We start from the raw sequence: 14,184 nt of genomic DNA, 5'->3' as shown, positions 1-14,184 counted from the left end.
TAATCGTTACTATTATTAGTTTTTGTTTAACATACTTTAGTTAAGTTGTTGTTTATTTTTGATACATACTTTAAAAATTTAAATGATGTTAAAAAAAATAACTTTTCTTTTTGTGTTTGCAGTAACTGTTATTAGCTGTAAAAAACAAATTGTAGATGCTAATACTATTGTAAATAAATCTATAGAAGTTTCTGGCGGAACGCTTTTTAATACATCAACAATAGCATTTAATTTTAGAGATAAACATTATTTAGCAAAGCGCAAATACGGTAAATTTTCTTTAGAACGCCTTTTTGTTAAAGAAAACGACTCTATTTTAGATAGGTTATCAAATAATGGGTTTAAAAGATATGTTAATGCTGTGCCAATTCCGTTAGCAGATTCTATAGCATTAAAATATAGTGCATCTGTTAATTCTGTTCATTACTTTTCTGTACTGCCTTTTGGGTTGAATGATAAAGCTGTAAATAAGCAATATTTAGAACAAGTAGAATTAAAGGGAATAGATTATTACAAGATTAAAGTTACTTTTAATAAAAATGGTGGAGGAGAAGATTTTGAAGATGTATTTATATATTGGATAAATAAAAACACTTTTAAAGTAGATTATTTAGCTTACTCGTATAGCGAAGCAAATGGAAAAGGCTTACGTTTTCGTAAAGCTTATAACGAGCGTTTTGTAAACGGTATTAGGTTTGTTGATTATGATAATTATAAGCCTACTACAGAAAATGCTTCAGTAGAAAATTTGGATGTATTATTTCAAAACGATAAGCTTAAATTACTTTCAAAAATAGAGTTAAAAAATATTACTATTGCTTTATAAATTTTACGCTATCGGTCTCGTTTTGAAATCTCAATGTTAACTAAATGTAAACAAAAAGTAAATTTAATGTAAATTTTTTGTATATTTGATTAAAATTCAATGTTATGCATAGTCAATTAAATGATATACGAAAGCATGTTAAAAATCTGTCTTATAGATATTGGGTGTTTACAATTAAGTTAAAATTATATATTAGAAAATATAATAGAGTTCTAGAAATGCCTTACAGATAAAGAGGAATATACTATTTATAGGAATAGAATTTTAATAATTTAGTATTAAGCTACAATATTCTATTTTTATAAAATGAAAAATTATATCTGTATTTTACTATTCGTTTTAGTTTATAACTGTAATACTGCTTCTAAGAAGGAAAATAACCTAACCTATAAACCAGAAATTACGGTTAAAAATGCAGTTTTAAACCTTGATCAAGCAAACAAATTAGCCAATTTACCTTTACATTGTTTAAATACCGAATATCCTAACCGTTTATCTCAAACTTTAGGGGGCGAAGAAGATTTAAAAACGCCAAGCCAACTGCACCCAGCATTTTATGGGTGTTTCGATTGGCATTCTGCAGTACATGGGCATTGGAGTTTAGTAAGCTTATTAAAAAAATTTCCAAATATTAAAAATGCTGATGTTATAAAACAAAAATTGCTTAAAAACATTTCAAAAGAAAACATTGAAGCAGAAGTTGCTTATTTTAACGGAAAACATAATAAATCTTTTGAGCGTACTTACGGTTGGGCATGGTTATTAAAGCTAGCCGAAACACTTCATACGTGGGATGATGTTACAGCAAGGAAATTAGAAGAAAATTTGCAACCATTAACCCATTTAATAGTAAAAAAATATATTGAATTTCTACCAAAATTAAATTACCCACAGCGTGTAGGTACTCATACTAATACAGCTTTTGGCTTGTCGTTTGCTTACGATTATGCTGTAACCGTAAATGATACTAATTTACAGACAGTTATTAAAACACGTGCTTTATATTTCTTTAAGAATGATAACATGTGTCCTATAAGTTGGGAGCCTAGCGGAAGCGATTTTTTATCGCCATGTTTAGAAGAAGCTGCTTTAATGAAGCGATTGCTACCGGTTGAAGATTTTAAAGTTTGGATAGAAGCTTTTTTACCGCAATTAAAAGATAAAAATTATGCACTAAATGTTGGTGTAGTATCTGATAGAACCGACGGACATTTAGTGCATTTAGATGGTGTAAACTTTTCTCGTGCTTGGAGTTTAAACAAAATTGCTCAAGGTCTTCCTGAATATTCTCATTTAACAGCTATTGCTAGTCAGCATATAAATTATTCGTTACCGAGTATATTTAACGATAGTTATGAAGGTGGCCATTGGTTAGGCTCTTTTGCTATTTATGCATTACACAGTAATACAAACTAACGCTAACTACTTACTTTTTCAGATGGTTTATTATTTGAAACCGACTCGTTATTAAGCACAGTTTCAATATAATCTTTATAAATTTTTGTGTTTCTTATTTGCCTATGGTTACTAGTGCTTTTTATAGCTGTAGAGGTTCCTATTCTATCTGCACCAGCATCAATATATTTTATGGCAGTTTCAAAATCTCTAATTCCGCCAGAAGCCTTAATTTTAGCTTTGTTTCTTATTGTTTTCTTTATAATTTTAACAGCGGTTAAAGTGGCGCCTCCACTAGAAAATCCTGTTGAGGTTTTAATAAAATCGGCTTTGGCATCTAAGCATATTTCAGAAGCTTTAATAATTTCATTTTTATTTAATTCTGAAATTTCAAGAATTACTTTTAAAGGTGTTCTTCCTATGGCTAATTTTACATCGGTAATATCTTTAAGTACAGAAACATGATTTCTGCTTTTTAAATAGCCAACGTTAATAACCATATCAATTTCGTCTGCACCATCTTCAATGGCTTTTTCGGCTTCAAAAACTTTTGCTTCTGTAGACATGCTTCCTAATGGAAAGCCAACCACACTACATACTTTTATGTTAGAATCTTGTAGCAATTGTTTAGCTAAAGCGACATAACAACTGCTTATACAAACACTATAAAAATCGTTTTCTATGGCGGTATTGCATAATTCAATTATTTCACGTTCTGATGTTGATGGTTTTAATAGGGTATAGTCTATGTATTTAGAAATATCCATGTGTTTTAAGTAGGTTTTTTGTGTTAAGTTTTAATCTTTTGAGGTAGAAATTAAAACCAAATTGCTATTAATTTTTATGTGTTTTAAGGGTAAACACTTACGCTAAATTATAATTTAAAATGAATTAATCGATATAAATTCATTAATTTTAGATTAACGGTAAGTTATATTACTTATTAACCAGATATACGTTAAAAAATTATGTTTTGGATGATATTTTTTTATGCAACCTTTAGTTTAAGTTCGTTTATACGTGCTTCAAAAGTTTTTGCATTTACTGGTTTGTTCACATTTTCAAACAGTTGCATTAAGTTTTTGGTGTGAGTTTCTCTTTTTTGTGTTAATAAATTAAAATGTGCAAAGCCACACCAGATTACCGATTTTAATTGGTTTTTATTTTCGTTATACATACGCATTTCTACAAGTAAATTTTTTGTGTCGAATTTTATTAGTTGCGATTCTATTATCACAGTTTCCATTAGGTAGGCAGGTTTTAAATAAGCTATTTGATTTGTGCTTGACACCCAACTTTTACCTTCTTTTTGTGCTTTTTTATAAATATCTAGATTATAATTATCTATTAAGGCATCTTCCCGATGGTTCATAAAATAATTTATATAACTACCATTGTTTAAGTGGTTAAAAGGGTCGCAATCTTGAAATCTAATTTTTGCTTTGCTTACTAGTACTTTTTGTAACTGTGTCATTAAAATGTTGTTTTTTATAATATACCAATTGGTATATTATGGATTAAAAAAATATTATAATTTAAGTTCGTTTGTTATTATTTGGTTAATATGGTTCATTGTATCTTTCATGTAATACTCATCATTCATAGTATATGTCATAAATATTGCGCCTTGTATCATGGTATCTATGCGTTTTGCATACTGCATGGCATTAATTTCGGTTGAAATTTCTTTAGCTTCTATACCGTTTTCTATTATTGTGCAAAGCTTATCTTGTATGCGTTGTATGGTATCTCTTACTTTATTTAGTAATTCTGAATTGCTATTGTTGGCATCAACACCAATATTTAATACAGGACAACCACCTAGTTGTTTGCTAAATGGGTAATAATTACTGTAAAAATCTGTGATTAAAAATAATTTTTTAATTGGAGATTGGCTTTGTTCTAAATGTATGGATAGTGGTTTCATTAACGATTTAACCATATACTTAAATGAGGCAAAAGCTAACTCTTCTTTGTTTTTAAAGTTTCCGTAAATAGCTCCTTTTGTTAAGCCCGTTGCCTTAGTTATATCTAGCATACTTGTTGCTGCATAGCCATTTTTATTGAAAATAGGTGCTACAGTTTCTATTATGTATTGCGAGGTTAATTCGGCTTTTGTTGTCATAATTAAACAAATATAATAAAAAAATACCAATCGGTATTTTTTTGTAATTAAAAAAAAGCAACATTCATCTAAAAAGAATAGAATCATGTTGCTTTTTAACTAACCAACCATTTAATAGACTATTTGTAAATTAAAATGTTACAATATAGGTTGTTAAATTTTAGTATTCTTCAGTAACTAAATCGCCTTGGTTTCTAAATACTAACTTATCATCAAAGGCATCTAGTAAAATAATACTGTCGGTTGTAACTTTTCCTGCTAATATTTCTTTACTTAAAGCGTTTAAAACTTCTTTTTGGATAACACGTTTTACAGGTCGGGCACCATATTCTGGGTTGTATCCCTTGTCTGCAAGATATGTAATAGCTTCTGGTGTAGCATCAAATGTTATGCCTTGTTGCGCAATCATTTTGGTTACACTTTTAAGTTGTAAACTTACAATTTGTACAATATTATCTTTGCTTAGGGGTGTAAACATTACGGTATCGTCTATTCTGTTTAAAAATTCTGGACGTACTGTTTGTTTAAGTAAGCCTAATACATCGACTTTTGCTGCTTCAATTGCAGAGTCTATATCTTTAGTGGCTTCAAAACGCTCTTGTATTATTTGGCTTCCCATATTAGAGGTCATGATAATAATAGTATTTTTAAAATCGGCTACACGCCCTTTGTTGTCTGTTAAATGTCCTTCATCTAATACTTGCAGTAAAATATTAAATGTGTCTGGATGAGCTTTTTCAATTTCATCTAAAAGTACAACCGAATAAGGTTTGCGTCTTACGGCTTCGGTTAATTGTCCACCTTCATCGTAACCAACATATCCTGGAGGAGCTCCAACTAATCTGCTTACTGCATGTCGTTCTTGGTATTCGCTCATATCAATACGTGTCATAGCATTTTCGTCATCAAACAGATATTCTGCTAAGGCTTTAGCTAATTCGGTTTTACCAACACCAGTTGTTCCTAGAAATAGAAAGGTTCCAATAGGTTTTTTGGGGTTTTGCAAACCTGCTCGGCTTCGTCTTACAGCATCACTTACGGCTTCAATAGCTTCTTCTTGGCCAACAACACGTTTGTGTAATTCGCCTTCTAGTTTTAATAGTTTTTCACGTTCGCTTTGTAGCATTTTTGTTACGGGTATTCCTGTCCATTTTGCTACGACTTCTGCAATGTCATCATAAGTTACTTCTTCTTTAATTAAAGAATTTTCAGATTGTGCTTGAAGTTGTTTTTGAAAAACTTCAAGTTGTTCTTGTGCTTCTTTAATTTTGCCGTAACGCAATTCTGCTACTTTACCATAATTGCCTTCACGCTCTGCTTTTTCGGCTTCTAATTTGTAGTTTTCAATATCTTGTTTTGTGTTTTGAATATTGTCTACAACTTCTTTTTCAGATTTCCATTTGGCATTAATCTCGTTACGTTGTTCTTTAATATTAGCTAAATCTGAACGTAATGTTTTTAATTTGGTTTCGTCTTTTTCGCGTTTAATAGCTTCAATTTCAATTTCTAGTTGCATAATTTTTCTATCCAAAACATCTAATTCTTCTGGTTTAGAATTAATTTCCATGCGTAATTTTGAAGCAGCTTCATCCATTAAATCGATAGCTTTGTCTGGTAAAAACCGATTTGTTATATACCGTGTAGAAAGTTCTACAGCGCCAATTATAGCTTCGTCTTTTATACGAACTTTATGGTGTGTTTCGTACTTTTCTTTAATTCCGCGAAGTATTGAAATAGCACTTTCTGTATCTGGCTCGTCAACCATTACTTTTTGAAAACGGCGTTCTAAAGCTTTATCTTTTTCAAAGTATTTTTGGTATTCATCTAAAGTAGTTGCACCAATAGCACGAAGTTCGCCACGTGCTAGTGCGGGTTTTAAAATGTTAGCTGCATCCATTGCGCCTTGGCCACCGCCAGCACCAACAAGAGTATGTATTTCGTCAATAAAAAGTACAATGTCTCCATTACTTGTTGTAACTTCTTTTATAACTGCTTTTAAGCGCTCTTCAAACTCACCTTTATATTTTGCGCCGGCAATTAGCGCACCCATATCTAAGGCAAAAATTTGTTTGTCTTTTAAATTTTCTGGAATATCGCCATCAATAATTCTATGTGCTAATCCTTCTGCAATAGCCGTTTTACCTGTACCAGGTTCGCCTACAAGAATGGGGTTGTTTTTTGTTCTGCGAGATAAAATTTGGAGTATTCTTCTAATTTCCTCATCGCGTCCTATTACGGGATCTAGCTTCCCGTTTTTTGCTAATTGATTTAAATTTTTAGCATATTTGTTTAACGAATTATATGTTTCCTCTTGATTTTGTGATGTAACATTTTCACCTTTTCTAAGCTCGTTTATTGCTGCTTTTAAATGGTTTTCGGTTACACCTTGATCTTTTAGCATTTGAGATATTTTACTATTAGATTTAAATACGGCTAGTATTAAATGCTCGATAGATACAAAATCATCTTTCATCTTTTTTGCGATAATTGATGCTTCGTTAAGTGTTTTTCCTGCCTCGCGAGATAACATAAGTTCGCTACCTGTAACTTTAGAGAAACTTTCTAATTGTTTGTTTAAGGCTTGTTTTAATATAGTAACATTTACGTTTAGTTTTTTTAAAATAAATGGTAATACGTTTTCATCTACTTCAAAAACACCTTTAAATATATGTTCGTTTTCTATTTGTTGGTGCGAGAAACTCTGTGCAATTTGTTGCGCTTGCTGTATGGCTTCTTGCGATTTTATGGTATAATTATTTAAATTCATAACTTTATTTTTATTTTCTTTACAAGCTATAAGTCAATAATCTTACCAATTGATTTAGAAAGACAAAATGTCGGTTTAAGCCTTGTTGTTAGTGACTTTTTGTCGGTTTGTAAGATTTTAAATTGCTTTCGACTTAATCTATATAAAATAAAGAAAATGGGATTATTAAACAAAATATTTGGTACTTCATCAGAGCCAAAAGAAGAAAAGGTTTTGCCTTGGATTGCTTTAAACGATTTAAAACAGTTAAGTGCTATTGATGAAAAATCGAAAAGTAAGCTACAGGTGGTTTTTAAACATTCTACACGTTGTGGTATTAGTAGAATGGTAATGAATCAATTTATTGAAGCTTATCATTTAAATGAAGATCAATTGGATTTGTATTATTTAGATTTGTTAAATTTTAGAGAGGTTTCAAACGAGGTAGGTTATAAGTATCAAATAATGCATGAATCGCCTCAAATTTTAGTAATTAAAAATGGGGTAGTATTAGCGCATGCTTCTCATGGAGCTATTAATGAGGTAGACTTAAATAAGTTTATATAATTTTTTATAAGCTGTTTTAAAATAGTTTAATAGGTTTTGTATTGGATTACAATATGAAATATTTAGTTTTGCTTTTTAAAATATACTGTAATAACTGTATGTAAATAAATACTATACAGGCATATTTAATAAAAAAAACATGCTTAAAAGAAAAATTGAAAGAACTATTAGGGTTTCTAAATATGTTATTTATAGAGAAACTTTGGTTGATTATAAAGAAAACATTTGGGCATTTATTAGCGCATTTGTGGGTATTGGGTTAATTGCATTAACGCAATCTTTTTTTTTAACGAAAGCCGAAAGTATTTTTTTAATAGGTTCGTTTGGTGCTTCTAGCGTACTTATTTATGGTGCTATACAAAGCCCACTATCTCAACCAAGAAATTTAATAGGTGGCCATATACTTTCTGCATTAGTAGGCGTAACAGTTTACAAAATTTTTCCAGATGTAATATGGTTTACAGCGCCATTGGCAGTTTCTTTTTCTATTGTTTTAATGCAAGTAACCAAAACATTGCATCCGCCTGGCGGAGCTACAGCATTAATAGCTATAATTGGTAGCGATAAAATTAAAGATTTAGGATATTTATACGTTTTATCTCCGGTTTTAACAGGTACACTTATTCTTTTTTTTATAGGGTTAATTTTTAATAATATAACTAAAAATAGAGCTTACCCTACTAATAGAACGTTTACTAGATTTTTAAAAAAGAAGAGGCGGTAAGTTGTTTTTTTTAGAAAAATGCCTGTATTTAAAAATCTATTTATTACCTAATAACATAAGAATTTATAATGTTTTTAAGTTGTATTTTTAAATCTTCGCCAGTATCATAAACCATTTGTTCGTTACTAGGAAATGGCATACGCTTGTTGTTTATAAGTTCTAAATCGTTTTTGTTTAAAGCGCGTTTGTCTCCTCTGTATCTTGCATAAGCGGCTTCAAAAATAAACTCACTATCTATTGGAAATTGGTCTAGTGTTTGGTTTGAAGTTAAATCGATATAAGCAACATGGCCTATAACTTGAGCCGATTTTGTTTGTACAGTTTCCATAAGTCTGGCCTTTACTTTTACTATTTTATCAATTTTTATGTAATTACCTAAGCTATCTTTTATGGCATTGCCTTGTTTGTCTTTTTTATATTCATGCCCATCTACAATGTCTTGTTCTCTTATAAACTCACGTTTATTAATGCGTTCTGGAGAAATATTTATGCGTTTTAGATCTAAATTCATAGCATAGTCGTAAGTGAAATCTTCAATAGGATTTGTGTGATATTCGCTCCAAAATTTATTTAAGCCATAGGTGTTAAAGTTTAGTAAATCGGTTTCTAAACGATTAGGAATAATTTGATTTGTTTGGTTGTTTATTGAAACTATAATGTAATTTTTACCCCGTTGATGCGCTTCGTTTAATAATTCTCTAGTGTTTTCATAATTAGGATTAATACGCTCTAAATAGCTTAAGGTGTCGTAAGCATTTCTAATATCTATTTTGTTATCGGACTCTAACAGATTTAGTCCTTTTTCATACATGTAGTTAGACACATTTTCTTTTGCAGCGATTATATTATCACTATAATTGTTAAAATTAAAATGTATTTTTTTACCATTAATATATAAAGGTAAAATAGGTTTAATTGCATTTTGTCTGGCATTTAAGTCTAAATACAGTTCGAAAATGGTTTTATAGGTTTCTGGGTTGTTATCTTTTTTAAGATGCGAAATAATGCTTAAATCACGCTCAACAACTTTGTAATAAGCATCTTGAAGCATTAAAACGTAATCGTATTTGCGTTTTTTGTTTTTGTTAGTTTCTAGTTTTTTTAAAGCAGTAGTAATTGCTTGATCATAGTTTCCAGAATTAACAGCTTTTTCAACTTCTTTTCTTGTATTGCATGAAACTATAAATATAGCTATAATTGATAAAAGTAGTAGTTTCTTCATGATGTTATAAATTGGTTATTTTATGAGTTAACCAATTATAATGCCAAACTAAAAACGCCCATAAACATTAGTTTAAGAGCGTTTTTTAGGATTATGTTAAAATGTTATTTTTTGTAAACAGGAAGCAGTTTTGTAGATACTTGCCCAAAACCTATACGAGTGCCGTCTTTTTCGCAATAGCCTCTCATAATTACAGTATCGTTATCGTTTATAAATTTACGCTCTGTACCGTCTTTTAGTTTTAAAGGTTTTTCTCCTCGCCAAGTTAGTTCTAGCATAGAGCCATAACTGTTTTCTGTTGGGCCCGATATGGTTCCGCTCCCCATCATATCGCCAGAGTTTACTGGACAACCGTTAATGGTATGATGTGCTAATTGTTGTGCCATATTCCAATACATGTATTTAAAGTTAGATTTGCTAACTACATTCTCTTTAGCATCTTGTGGTTGTATGGCTACTTCTAAATTAATATCGTAACTTTTTTTGCCTTTATATTTAAGATAGTCTAATTGCTTTTTTAGTGGTTTTGGGCTTTCTACTCTATAAGGTTCTAGAGCATCTAGAGTAACAATCCAAGGAGAGATTGATGAGGCAAAGTTTTTTGCTAAAAACGGCCCTAAAGGAACGTACTCCCATTTTTGAATATCTCTAGCACTCCAATCATTTAATAATACCAATCCAAATATATATTCTTCGGCTTCTTCAATTGGTATAGGTTCTCCTAAATCGTTAGCATCAGTAGTAATAAAAGCCATTTCTAATTCAAAATCTACTAATTTACTAGGGCCAAAAACAGGTTCTGAAGCTCCGTTAGGTAGTGTTTGCCCTTGTGGTCTGTGTACAGGAATTCCAGAAGGAATTATAGAGCTGCTTCTACCATGATAACCTACGGGAATGTGTAACCAGTTAGGTAATAGTGCATTGTCTGGATCTCTAAACATGGTGCCTACGTTTGTAGCATGTTCTATGCTGGAGTAAAAATCAGTATAATCGCCAACCTGAACAGGAAGTTGCATTTCAATTTCATCTAAGCGAAACAAAATGGTTTCTTTATGTTTGGTATTGTTTTTTAACGTATCATTATTAGCATCAAAAATTTCAGAAATTCTGTTTCTTACGGCACGCCATGTTTTTCTGCCATCAGCAATAAAGTCGTTAAGCGTATCTTGTAAAAAAATATCATCGGTAAGTGGTATACCATCAAAGTAGCCTAATTGGTGTAAAGCACCTAAATCTATGGCTGTGTCTCCAATACGTGTACCAATGGTAATAATATCGTCGCGAGTTAAAAATACCCCAAAAGGAATGTTTTGAATTGGGAAATCGGAATTTTTATCAACGTGTAACCACGAAGTTCTATCAGGATTGTTAGCGGATAATGGCATAACTATATTTTATTAAGGATTATTGAATTCTTACCAAACCTACACATTTTTTTTATTTTTTTAGAGAAAATAGTCTAAAAAATGAGTTAATTTTAATCGTTAATAAATAGTTGAAAACTTAAAAGTAATTCTGTGTTTTTTAATACTATTAACTAATCTATTTCCTATTTTTGCACATTATTTAACTAGAACTCTAATATATGCAACGCGACGAACAAATTTTTGAACTTATTCAAGCTGAAAAAGAACGCCAATTACATGGTATAGAACTTATTGCATCAGAGAATTTTGTAAGCAACCAAGTTATGGAAGCTGCAGGCTCTGTTTTAACTAATAAATATGCTGAAGGATACCCAGGAAAGCGTTATTATGGAGGTTGCGAAGTGGTAGATGAAGTTGAGCAAATAGCTATTGATAGAGCAAAAGCTTTATTTGGGGCTGCTTACGTAAACGTGCAACCACACTCTGGAAGCCAAGCTAATACAGCGGTTTATCATGCTTGTTTAAAACCAGGTGATAAAATTTTAGGTTTCGATTTGTCTCATGGAGGGCATTTAACACATGGTTCGCCAGTAAATTTTTCTGGTAAGTTATACAACCCAGTATTTTATGGTGTAGAAGAAGCAACAGGAGTTTTAAATTACGATAAAATACAAGAGATAGCAACAAAAGAGCAACCAAAACTTATTATTGCTGGAGCTTCGGCTTATTCTAGAGATATAGATTTTAAACGTTTTAGAGCCATTGCAGATAGTGTAGGGGCTATTTTGTTAGCAGATATATCGCACCCCGCTGGATTAATAGCCAAAGGTATTTTAAACGATCCGTTACCACATTGTCATATTGTTACTACAACAACACATAAAACATTAAGAGGACCAAGAGGTGGTATGATTATGATGGGGCAGGATTTTGATAATCCATTTGGAATTACGCTTAAAAACGGAAATTTACGTAAAATGTCGTCTCTTTTAGATTCTGCTGTTTTTCCAGGAAACCAAGGTGGGCCGTTAGAGCATATTATTGCTGCAAAAGCTATTGCTTTTGGTGAGGCCTTAACAGATAATTTTTTACATTATCAGCTACAAGTAAAAGCTAATGCAGCAGCAATGGCTAAAGCTTTAGTTGCTAAAAACTATAACATTATTTCTAACGGTACAGATAACCATTGTATGTTAATTGATTTAAGAAACAAAAATATATCTGGTAAAGAAGCCGAGCAAGCTTTAGTAAAAGCTGATATTACGGTAAACAAAAATATGGTACCGTTTGATGATAAATCGCCGTTTGTTACCTCTGGAATTCGTTTGGGTACAGCAGCTATAACAACGCGAGGATTAAAAGAAACAGATATGGACGCTATTGTAAGCTTAATTGATGAAGTAATTACTAACTTTGAAGATGAAGCGGCGCTAGAAACTGTAAAAACAAAAGTAAATGCGATGATGAAGGATAAACCTCTATTCGTTTAAGCTTTTATCAAGTGTTAATAAAAAAGAATCCTGCTAACATTTAGCAGGATTTTTTTGTTTTAAATAGATGGGTTTAATAGTTACGTTATTTATTATAGTAAATAAGCTTTAATTATCATCTTCAGAGAAGGTAATATGTTGGTAAGCGCCAATATCTGTTACTGTAGTTCTGTTTACGTTTAAAATATCAAAAGGAACTTGTGTAGCAAAAGTTGATGCACCTTGCCCATTTGCTGCAGATTCTTCTCCTATAATTAAAGCGTTTAAATCTGTATTCTTAAAATTGGGGTCTTGGTTAAAAATATTACCCTCGTATTTTGTAGTATCATCAAAATTATAATTTGCACCAGTAAAACTATTACTATTATCATTAAAACGAATTAAGCAATTTGTAAACTTAAAATTAAAAACAACCAATTCGTCTTCAATTTCATCTAATAAAATTTCAGGATTATCATTTCCGTAAATAATGCAATTATTAAAGTTAGCTTCGGTTAAATTGGCTATAGTAGCATTGTTGTCTTCATCTAAGACAAAATTGTTTAATAAAACTGCTGGAAATTGCCTAAACCCATCATTCCAATAATTTACAATTGTAGAGTGTGTAAAGTTGTATTTTCCGCCTAAAGTTCCTGCAAACGATGATAGGCCAGAGTTATTAATAACTACATTTTCTCCTAACACAGATGTGTTTCTTCCTAGTATGCCAAAGCTACTTGAGTTATAAATTTGCGAGTTTGTTATGGTTAGTTTATTATTAGTTTCTGTAGAGTTCCCGTCCGATAGTATACCTATGGTCGAGTTTTTTATGGTGGCGTAATTTATTGTATTGTTAATGCTGCCATCTAACAGCCAAATAGTGCCCCATTGCCCAGGGATATTAGAGAAATTAGGCTCTAACCTGTCGCCTTCAAAAATAACTTCGTTTTCAAGTCGTTCTTGGTCGTTACTAAAAGTGCCATTTACATTAATTGAAGCGCCGTTAGAAACGATAATGCCAGAGTTGTCGTGAAAATGTAATCGAGCACCAGCGTTAATGGTTAAAATTTCTCCTGTTGGTACTGTAGCAAAACCATAAATAACATAAGGTTTTTCGTTAGTAAAGGTAAGTTCGGTTGGTAATAACTCGCGTCCTTGCAAATCGGATTCTACTAACTCGCCACCTATGTCTAAAGTTAAAGTTTCAATAACCTTTGTGGTGTTATCTCTATCTGGATAAATAAAAACAGCATCTTGTACTAATGTTACTAATTCTACTTTTTGAAGTTTAGATCCAGCATCAAACTCTATTTGGTCTGTATATAAATAGGTACCATTTGGATTAGGAAAATTGTTAATATCTATAGTCGACTCAACAAAAATAAATAGGCTGTCGTTGGCTAAAATTTCAATATTTGTAAAACTTTTACCGGCTATACCATCTACACTTAACCTGTAATTTGAAGTTTCGCCTAGGGCAAGTTGAACAGATGGGATAGAAATATCATTATCACTTTTATTATATACTTTTAAATTGTAAGTACTAGAGCCTATGTTGGTAAAAACGGTATCTAGGTATACAGTATCTTTTGAAAATTGAAGGTTTCCTGTGCTTGGAGAGAATTCAAAATCTTTACGACAAGAGCTCCAAAGCATTAAAAAAGCAAGGGTAATTATAAAATAAAGGTAACGTTTCATTAAAAGCTTGAATTTAAAAGCTAAAAATATAACTTTTGAAATTAT

Annotated in this window: 12 protein-coding genes; 5 read left to right on the top strand and 7 right to left on the bottom strand. The window is 31.2% G+C overall.

Annotated features, from left to right (window positions below; all coding sequences use genetic code 11):
- Positions 1–82: 82 nt before the first annotated feature.
- Together ACNG5D_RS08760 and ACNG5D_RS08755 are read left to right on the top strand one after the other, a co-directional pair.
- Positions 83–826, top strand: a complete 744-nt coding sequence (locus ACNG5D_RS08760; RefSeq protein WP_418183137.1) for a DUF6503 family protein — start codon at positions 83–85, stop codon at positions 824–826.
- A gap of 306 nt (positions 827–1,132) precedes the next feature.
- Complete coding sequence (locus ACNG5D_RS08755; RefSeq protein ID WP_418183136.1) at positions 1,133–2,242, top strand: DUF2891 domain-containing protein; 1,110 nt, start codon at positions 1,133–1,135, stop codon at positions 2,240–2,242.
- A gap of 2 nt (positions 2,243–2,244) precedes the next feature.
- On the opposite strand, the gene deoC is transcribed toward ACNG5D_RS08755, so the two are convergent.
- From deoC to clpB, 4 genes are all read right to left on the bottom strand, one after another.
- Entirely contained in the window at positions 2,245–2,988 is a 744-nt protein-coding gene (gene deoC, locus ACNG5D_RS08750) for a deoxyribose-phosphate aldolase (RefSeq protein ID WP_418183135.1), read from the bottom strand.
- 221 nt (positions 2,989–3,209) lie between these two features.
- Positions 3,210–3,695, bottom strand: a complete 486-nt coding sequence (locus ACNG5D_RS08745; RefSeq protein ID WP_418183134.1) for an acyl-CoA thioesterase — start codon at positions 3,693–3,695, stop codon at positions 3,210–3,212.
- A gap of 54 nt (positions 3,696–3,749) precedes the next feature.
- Complete coding sequence (locus tag ACNG5D_RS08740; protein WP_418183133.1) at positions 3,750–4,346, bottom strand: TetR/AcrR family transcriptional regulator; 597 nt, start codon at positions 4,344–4,346, stop codon at positions 3,750–3,752.
- Between the two features lie 160 nt (positions 4,347–4,506).
- Positions 4,507–7,113 carry an ATP-dependent chaperone ClpB gene (gene clpB / locus ACNG5D_RS08735; RefSeq protein ID WP_418183132.1) on the bottom strand — a complete coding sequence of 869 codons (2,607 nt, stop codon included), beginning with the start codon at positions 7,111–7,113 and terminating at the stop codon, positions 4,507–4,509.
- A gap of 156 nt (positions 7,114–7,269) precedes the next feature.
- On the opposite strand from clpB, the gene ytxJ reads away from it, so the two are divergent.
- Both ytxJ and ACNG5D_RS08725 read left to right on the top strand, forming a co-directional pair.
- Positions 7,270–7,659: a bacillithiol system redox-active protein YtxJ gene (ytxJ, locus tag ACNG5D_RS08730; RefSeq protein WP_418183131.1), complete on the top strand. Its 390-nt coding sequence runs from the start codon at positions 7,270–7,272 to the stop codon at positions 7,657–7,659.
- A 139-nt stretch (positions 7,660–7,798) separates the two neighbouring features.
- Positions 7,799–8,383, top strand: coding sequence for an HPP family protein (locus tag ACNG5D_RS08725; RefSeq protein WP_418183130.1), 585 nt, complete (start codon positions 7,799–7,801; stop codon positions 8,381–8,383).
- Between the two features lie 43 nt (positions 8,384–8,426).
- Here ACNG5D_RS08725 and ACNG5D_RS08720 read toward each other — a convergent pair whose 3' ends face one another.
- Positions 8,427–9,605, bottom strand: a complete 1,179-nt coding sequence (locus tag ACNG5D_RS08720; RefSeq protein ID WP_418183129.1) for a hypothetical protein — start codon at positions 9,603–9,605, stop codon at positions 8,427–8,429.
- A gap of 104 nt (positions 9,606–9,709) precedes the next feature.
- Positions 9,710–10,990: a fumarylacetoacetase gene (gene fahA / locus ACNG5D_RS08715; protein WP_418183128.1), complete on the bottom strand. Its 1,281-nt coding sequence runs from the start codon at positions 10,988–10,990 to the stop codon at positions 9,710–9,712.
- 200 nt (positions 10,991–11,190) lie between these two features.
- On the opposite strand from fahA, the gene glyA reads away from it, so the two are divergent.
- The gene (glyA, locus tag ACNG5D_RS08710; protein WP_418183127.1) at positions 11,191–12,462 is read left to right on the top strand and encodes a serine hydroxymethyltransferase; all 1,272 of its coding nucleotides are present in this window, start codon (positions 11,191–11,193) and stop codon (positions 12,460–12,462) included.
- Between the two features lie 108 nt (positions 12,463–12,570).
- Here glyA and ACNG5D_RS08705 read toward each other — a convergent pair whose 3' ends face one another.
- Positions 12,571–14,139 carry a hypothetical protein gene (locus ACNG5D_RS08705; protein WP_418183126.1) on the bottom strand — a complete coding sequence of 523 codons (1,569 nt, stop codon included), beginning with the start codon at positions 14,137–14,139 and terminating at the stop codon, positions 12,571–12,573.
- Between the last annotated feature and the right edge of the window lie 45 nt (positions 14,140–14,184).

Origin of the sequence: Algibacter ulvanivorans, assembly GCF_048381495.1 — a bacterium.
Classification (GTDB): domain Bacteria; phylum Bacteroidota; class Bacteroidia; order Flavobacteriales; family Flavobacteriaceae; genus Algibacter_B; species Algibacter_B ulvanivorans.
This window is presented reverse-complemented; position numbering and strand designations above follow the sequence as displayed.

Excerpts from the sequence above, each read along its gene's own strand:
- ACNG5D_RS08745 (WP_418183134.1), bottom strand. The coding sequence starts at position 3,695 with ATGACACAGTTACAAAAAGTACTAGTAAGCAAAGCAAAAATTAGATTT.
- ACNG5D_RS08760 (WP_418183137.1), top strand. The coding sequence starts at position 83 with ATGATGTTAAAAAAAATAACTTTTCTTTTTGTGTTTGCAGTAACTGTT.
- ACNG5D_RS08755 (WP_418183136.1), top strand. The coding sequence starts at position 1,133 with ATGAAAAATTATATCTGTATTTTACTATTCGTTTTAGTTTATAACTGT.
- clpB (WP_418183132.1), bottom strand. The coding sequence starts at position 7,113 with ATGAATTTAAATAATTATACCATAAAATCGCAAGAAGCCATACAGCAA.
- fahA (WP_418183128.1), bottom strand. The coding sequence starts at position 10,990 with ATGCCATTATCCGCTAACAATCCTGATAGAACTTCGTGGTTACACGTT.
- ytxJ (WP_418183131.1), top strand. The coding sequence starts at position 7,270 with ATGGGATTATTAAACAAAATATTTGGTACTTCATCAGAGCCAAAAGAA.
- ACNG5D_RS08705 (WP_418183126.1), bottom strand. The coding sequence starts at position 14,139 with ATGAAACGTTACCTTTATTTTATAATTACCCTTGCTTTTTTAATGCTT.
- ACNG5D_RS08740 (WP_418183133.1), bottom strand. The coding sequence starts at position 4,346 with ATGACAACAAAAGCCGAATTAACCTCGCAATACATAATAGAAACTGTA.
- ACNG5D_RS08725 (WP_418183130.1), top strand. The coding sequence starts at position 7,799 with ATGCTTAAAAGAAAAATTGAAAGAACTATTAGGGTTTCTAAATATGTT.
- ACNG5D_RS08720 (WP_418183129.1), bottom strand. The coding sequence starts at position 9,605 with ATGAAGAAACTACTACTTTTATCAATTATAGCTATATTTATAGTTTCA.
- glyA (WP_418183127.1), top strand. The coding sequence starts at position 11,191 with ATGCAACGCGACGAACAAATTTTTGAACTTATTCAAGCTGAAAAAGAA.
- deoC (WP_418183135.1), bottom strand. The coding sequence starts at position 2,988 with ATGGATATTTCTAAATACATAGACTATACCCTATTAAAACCATCAACA.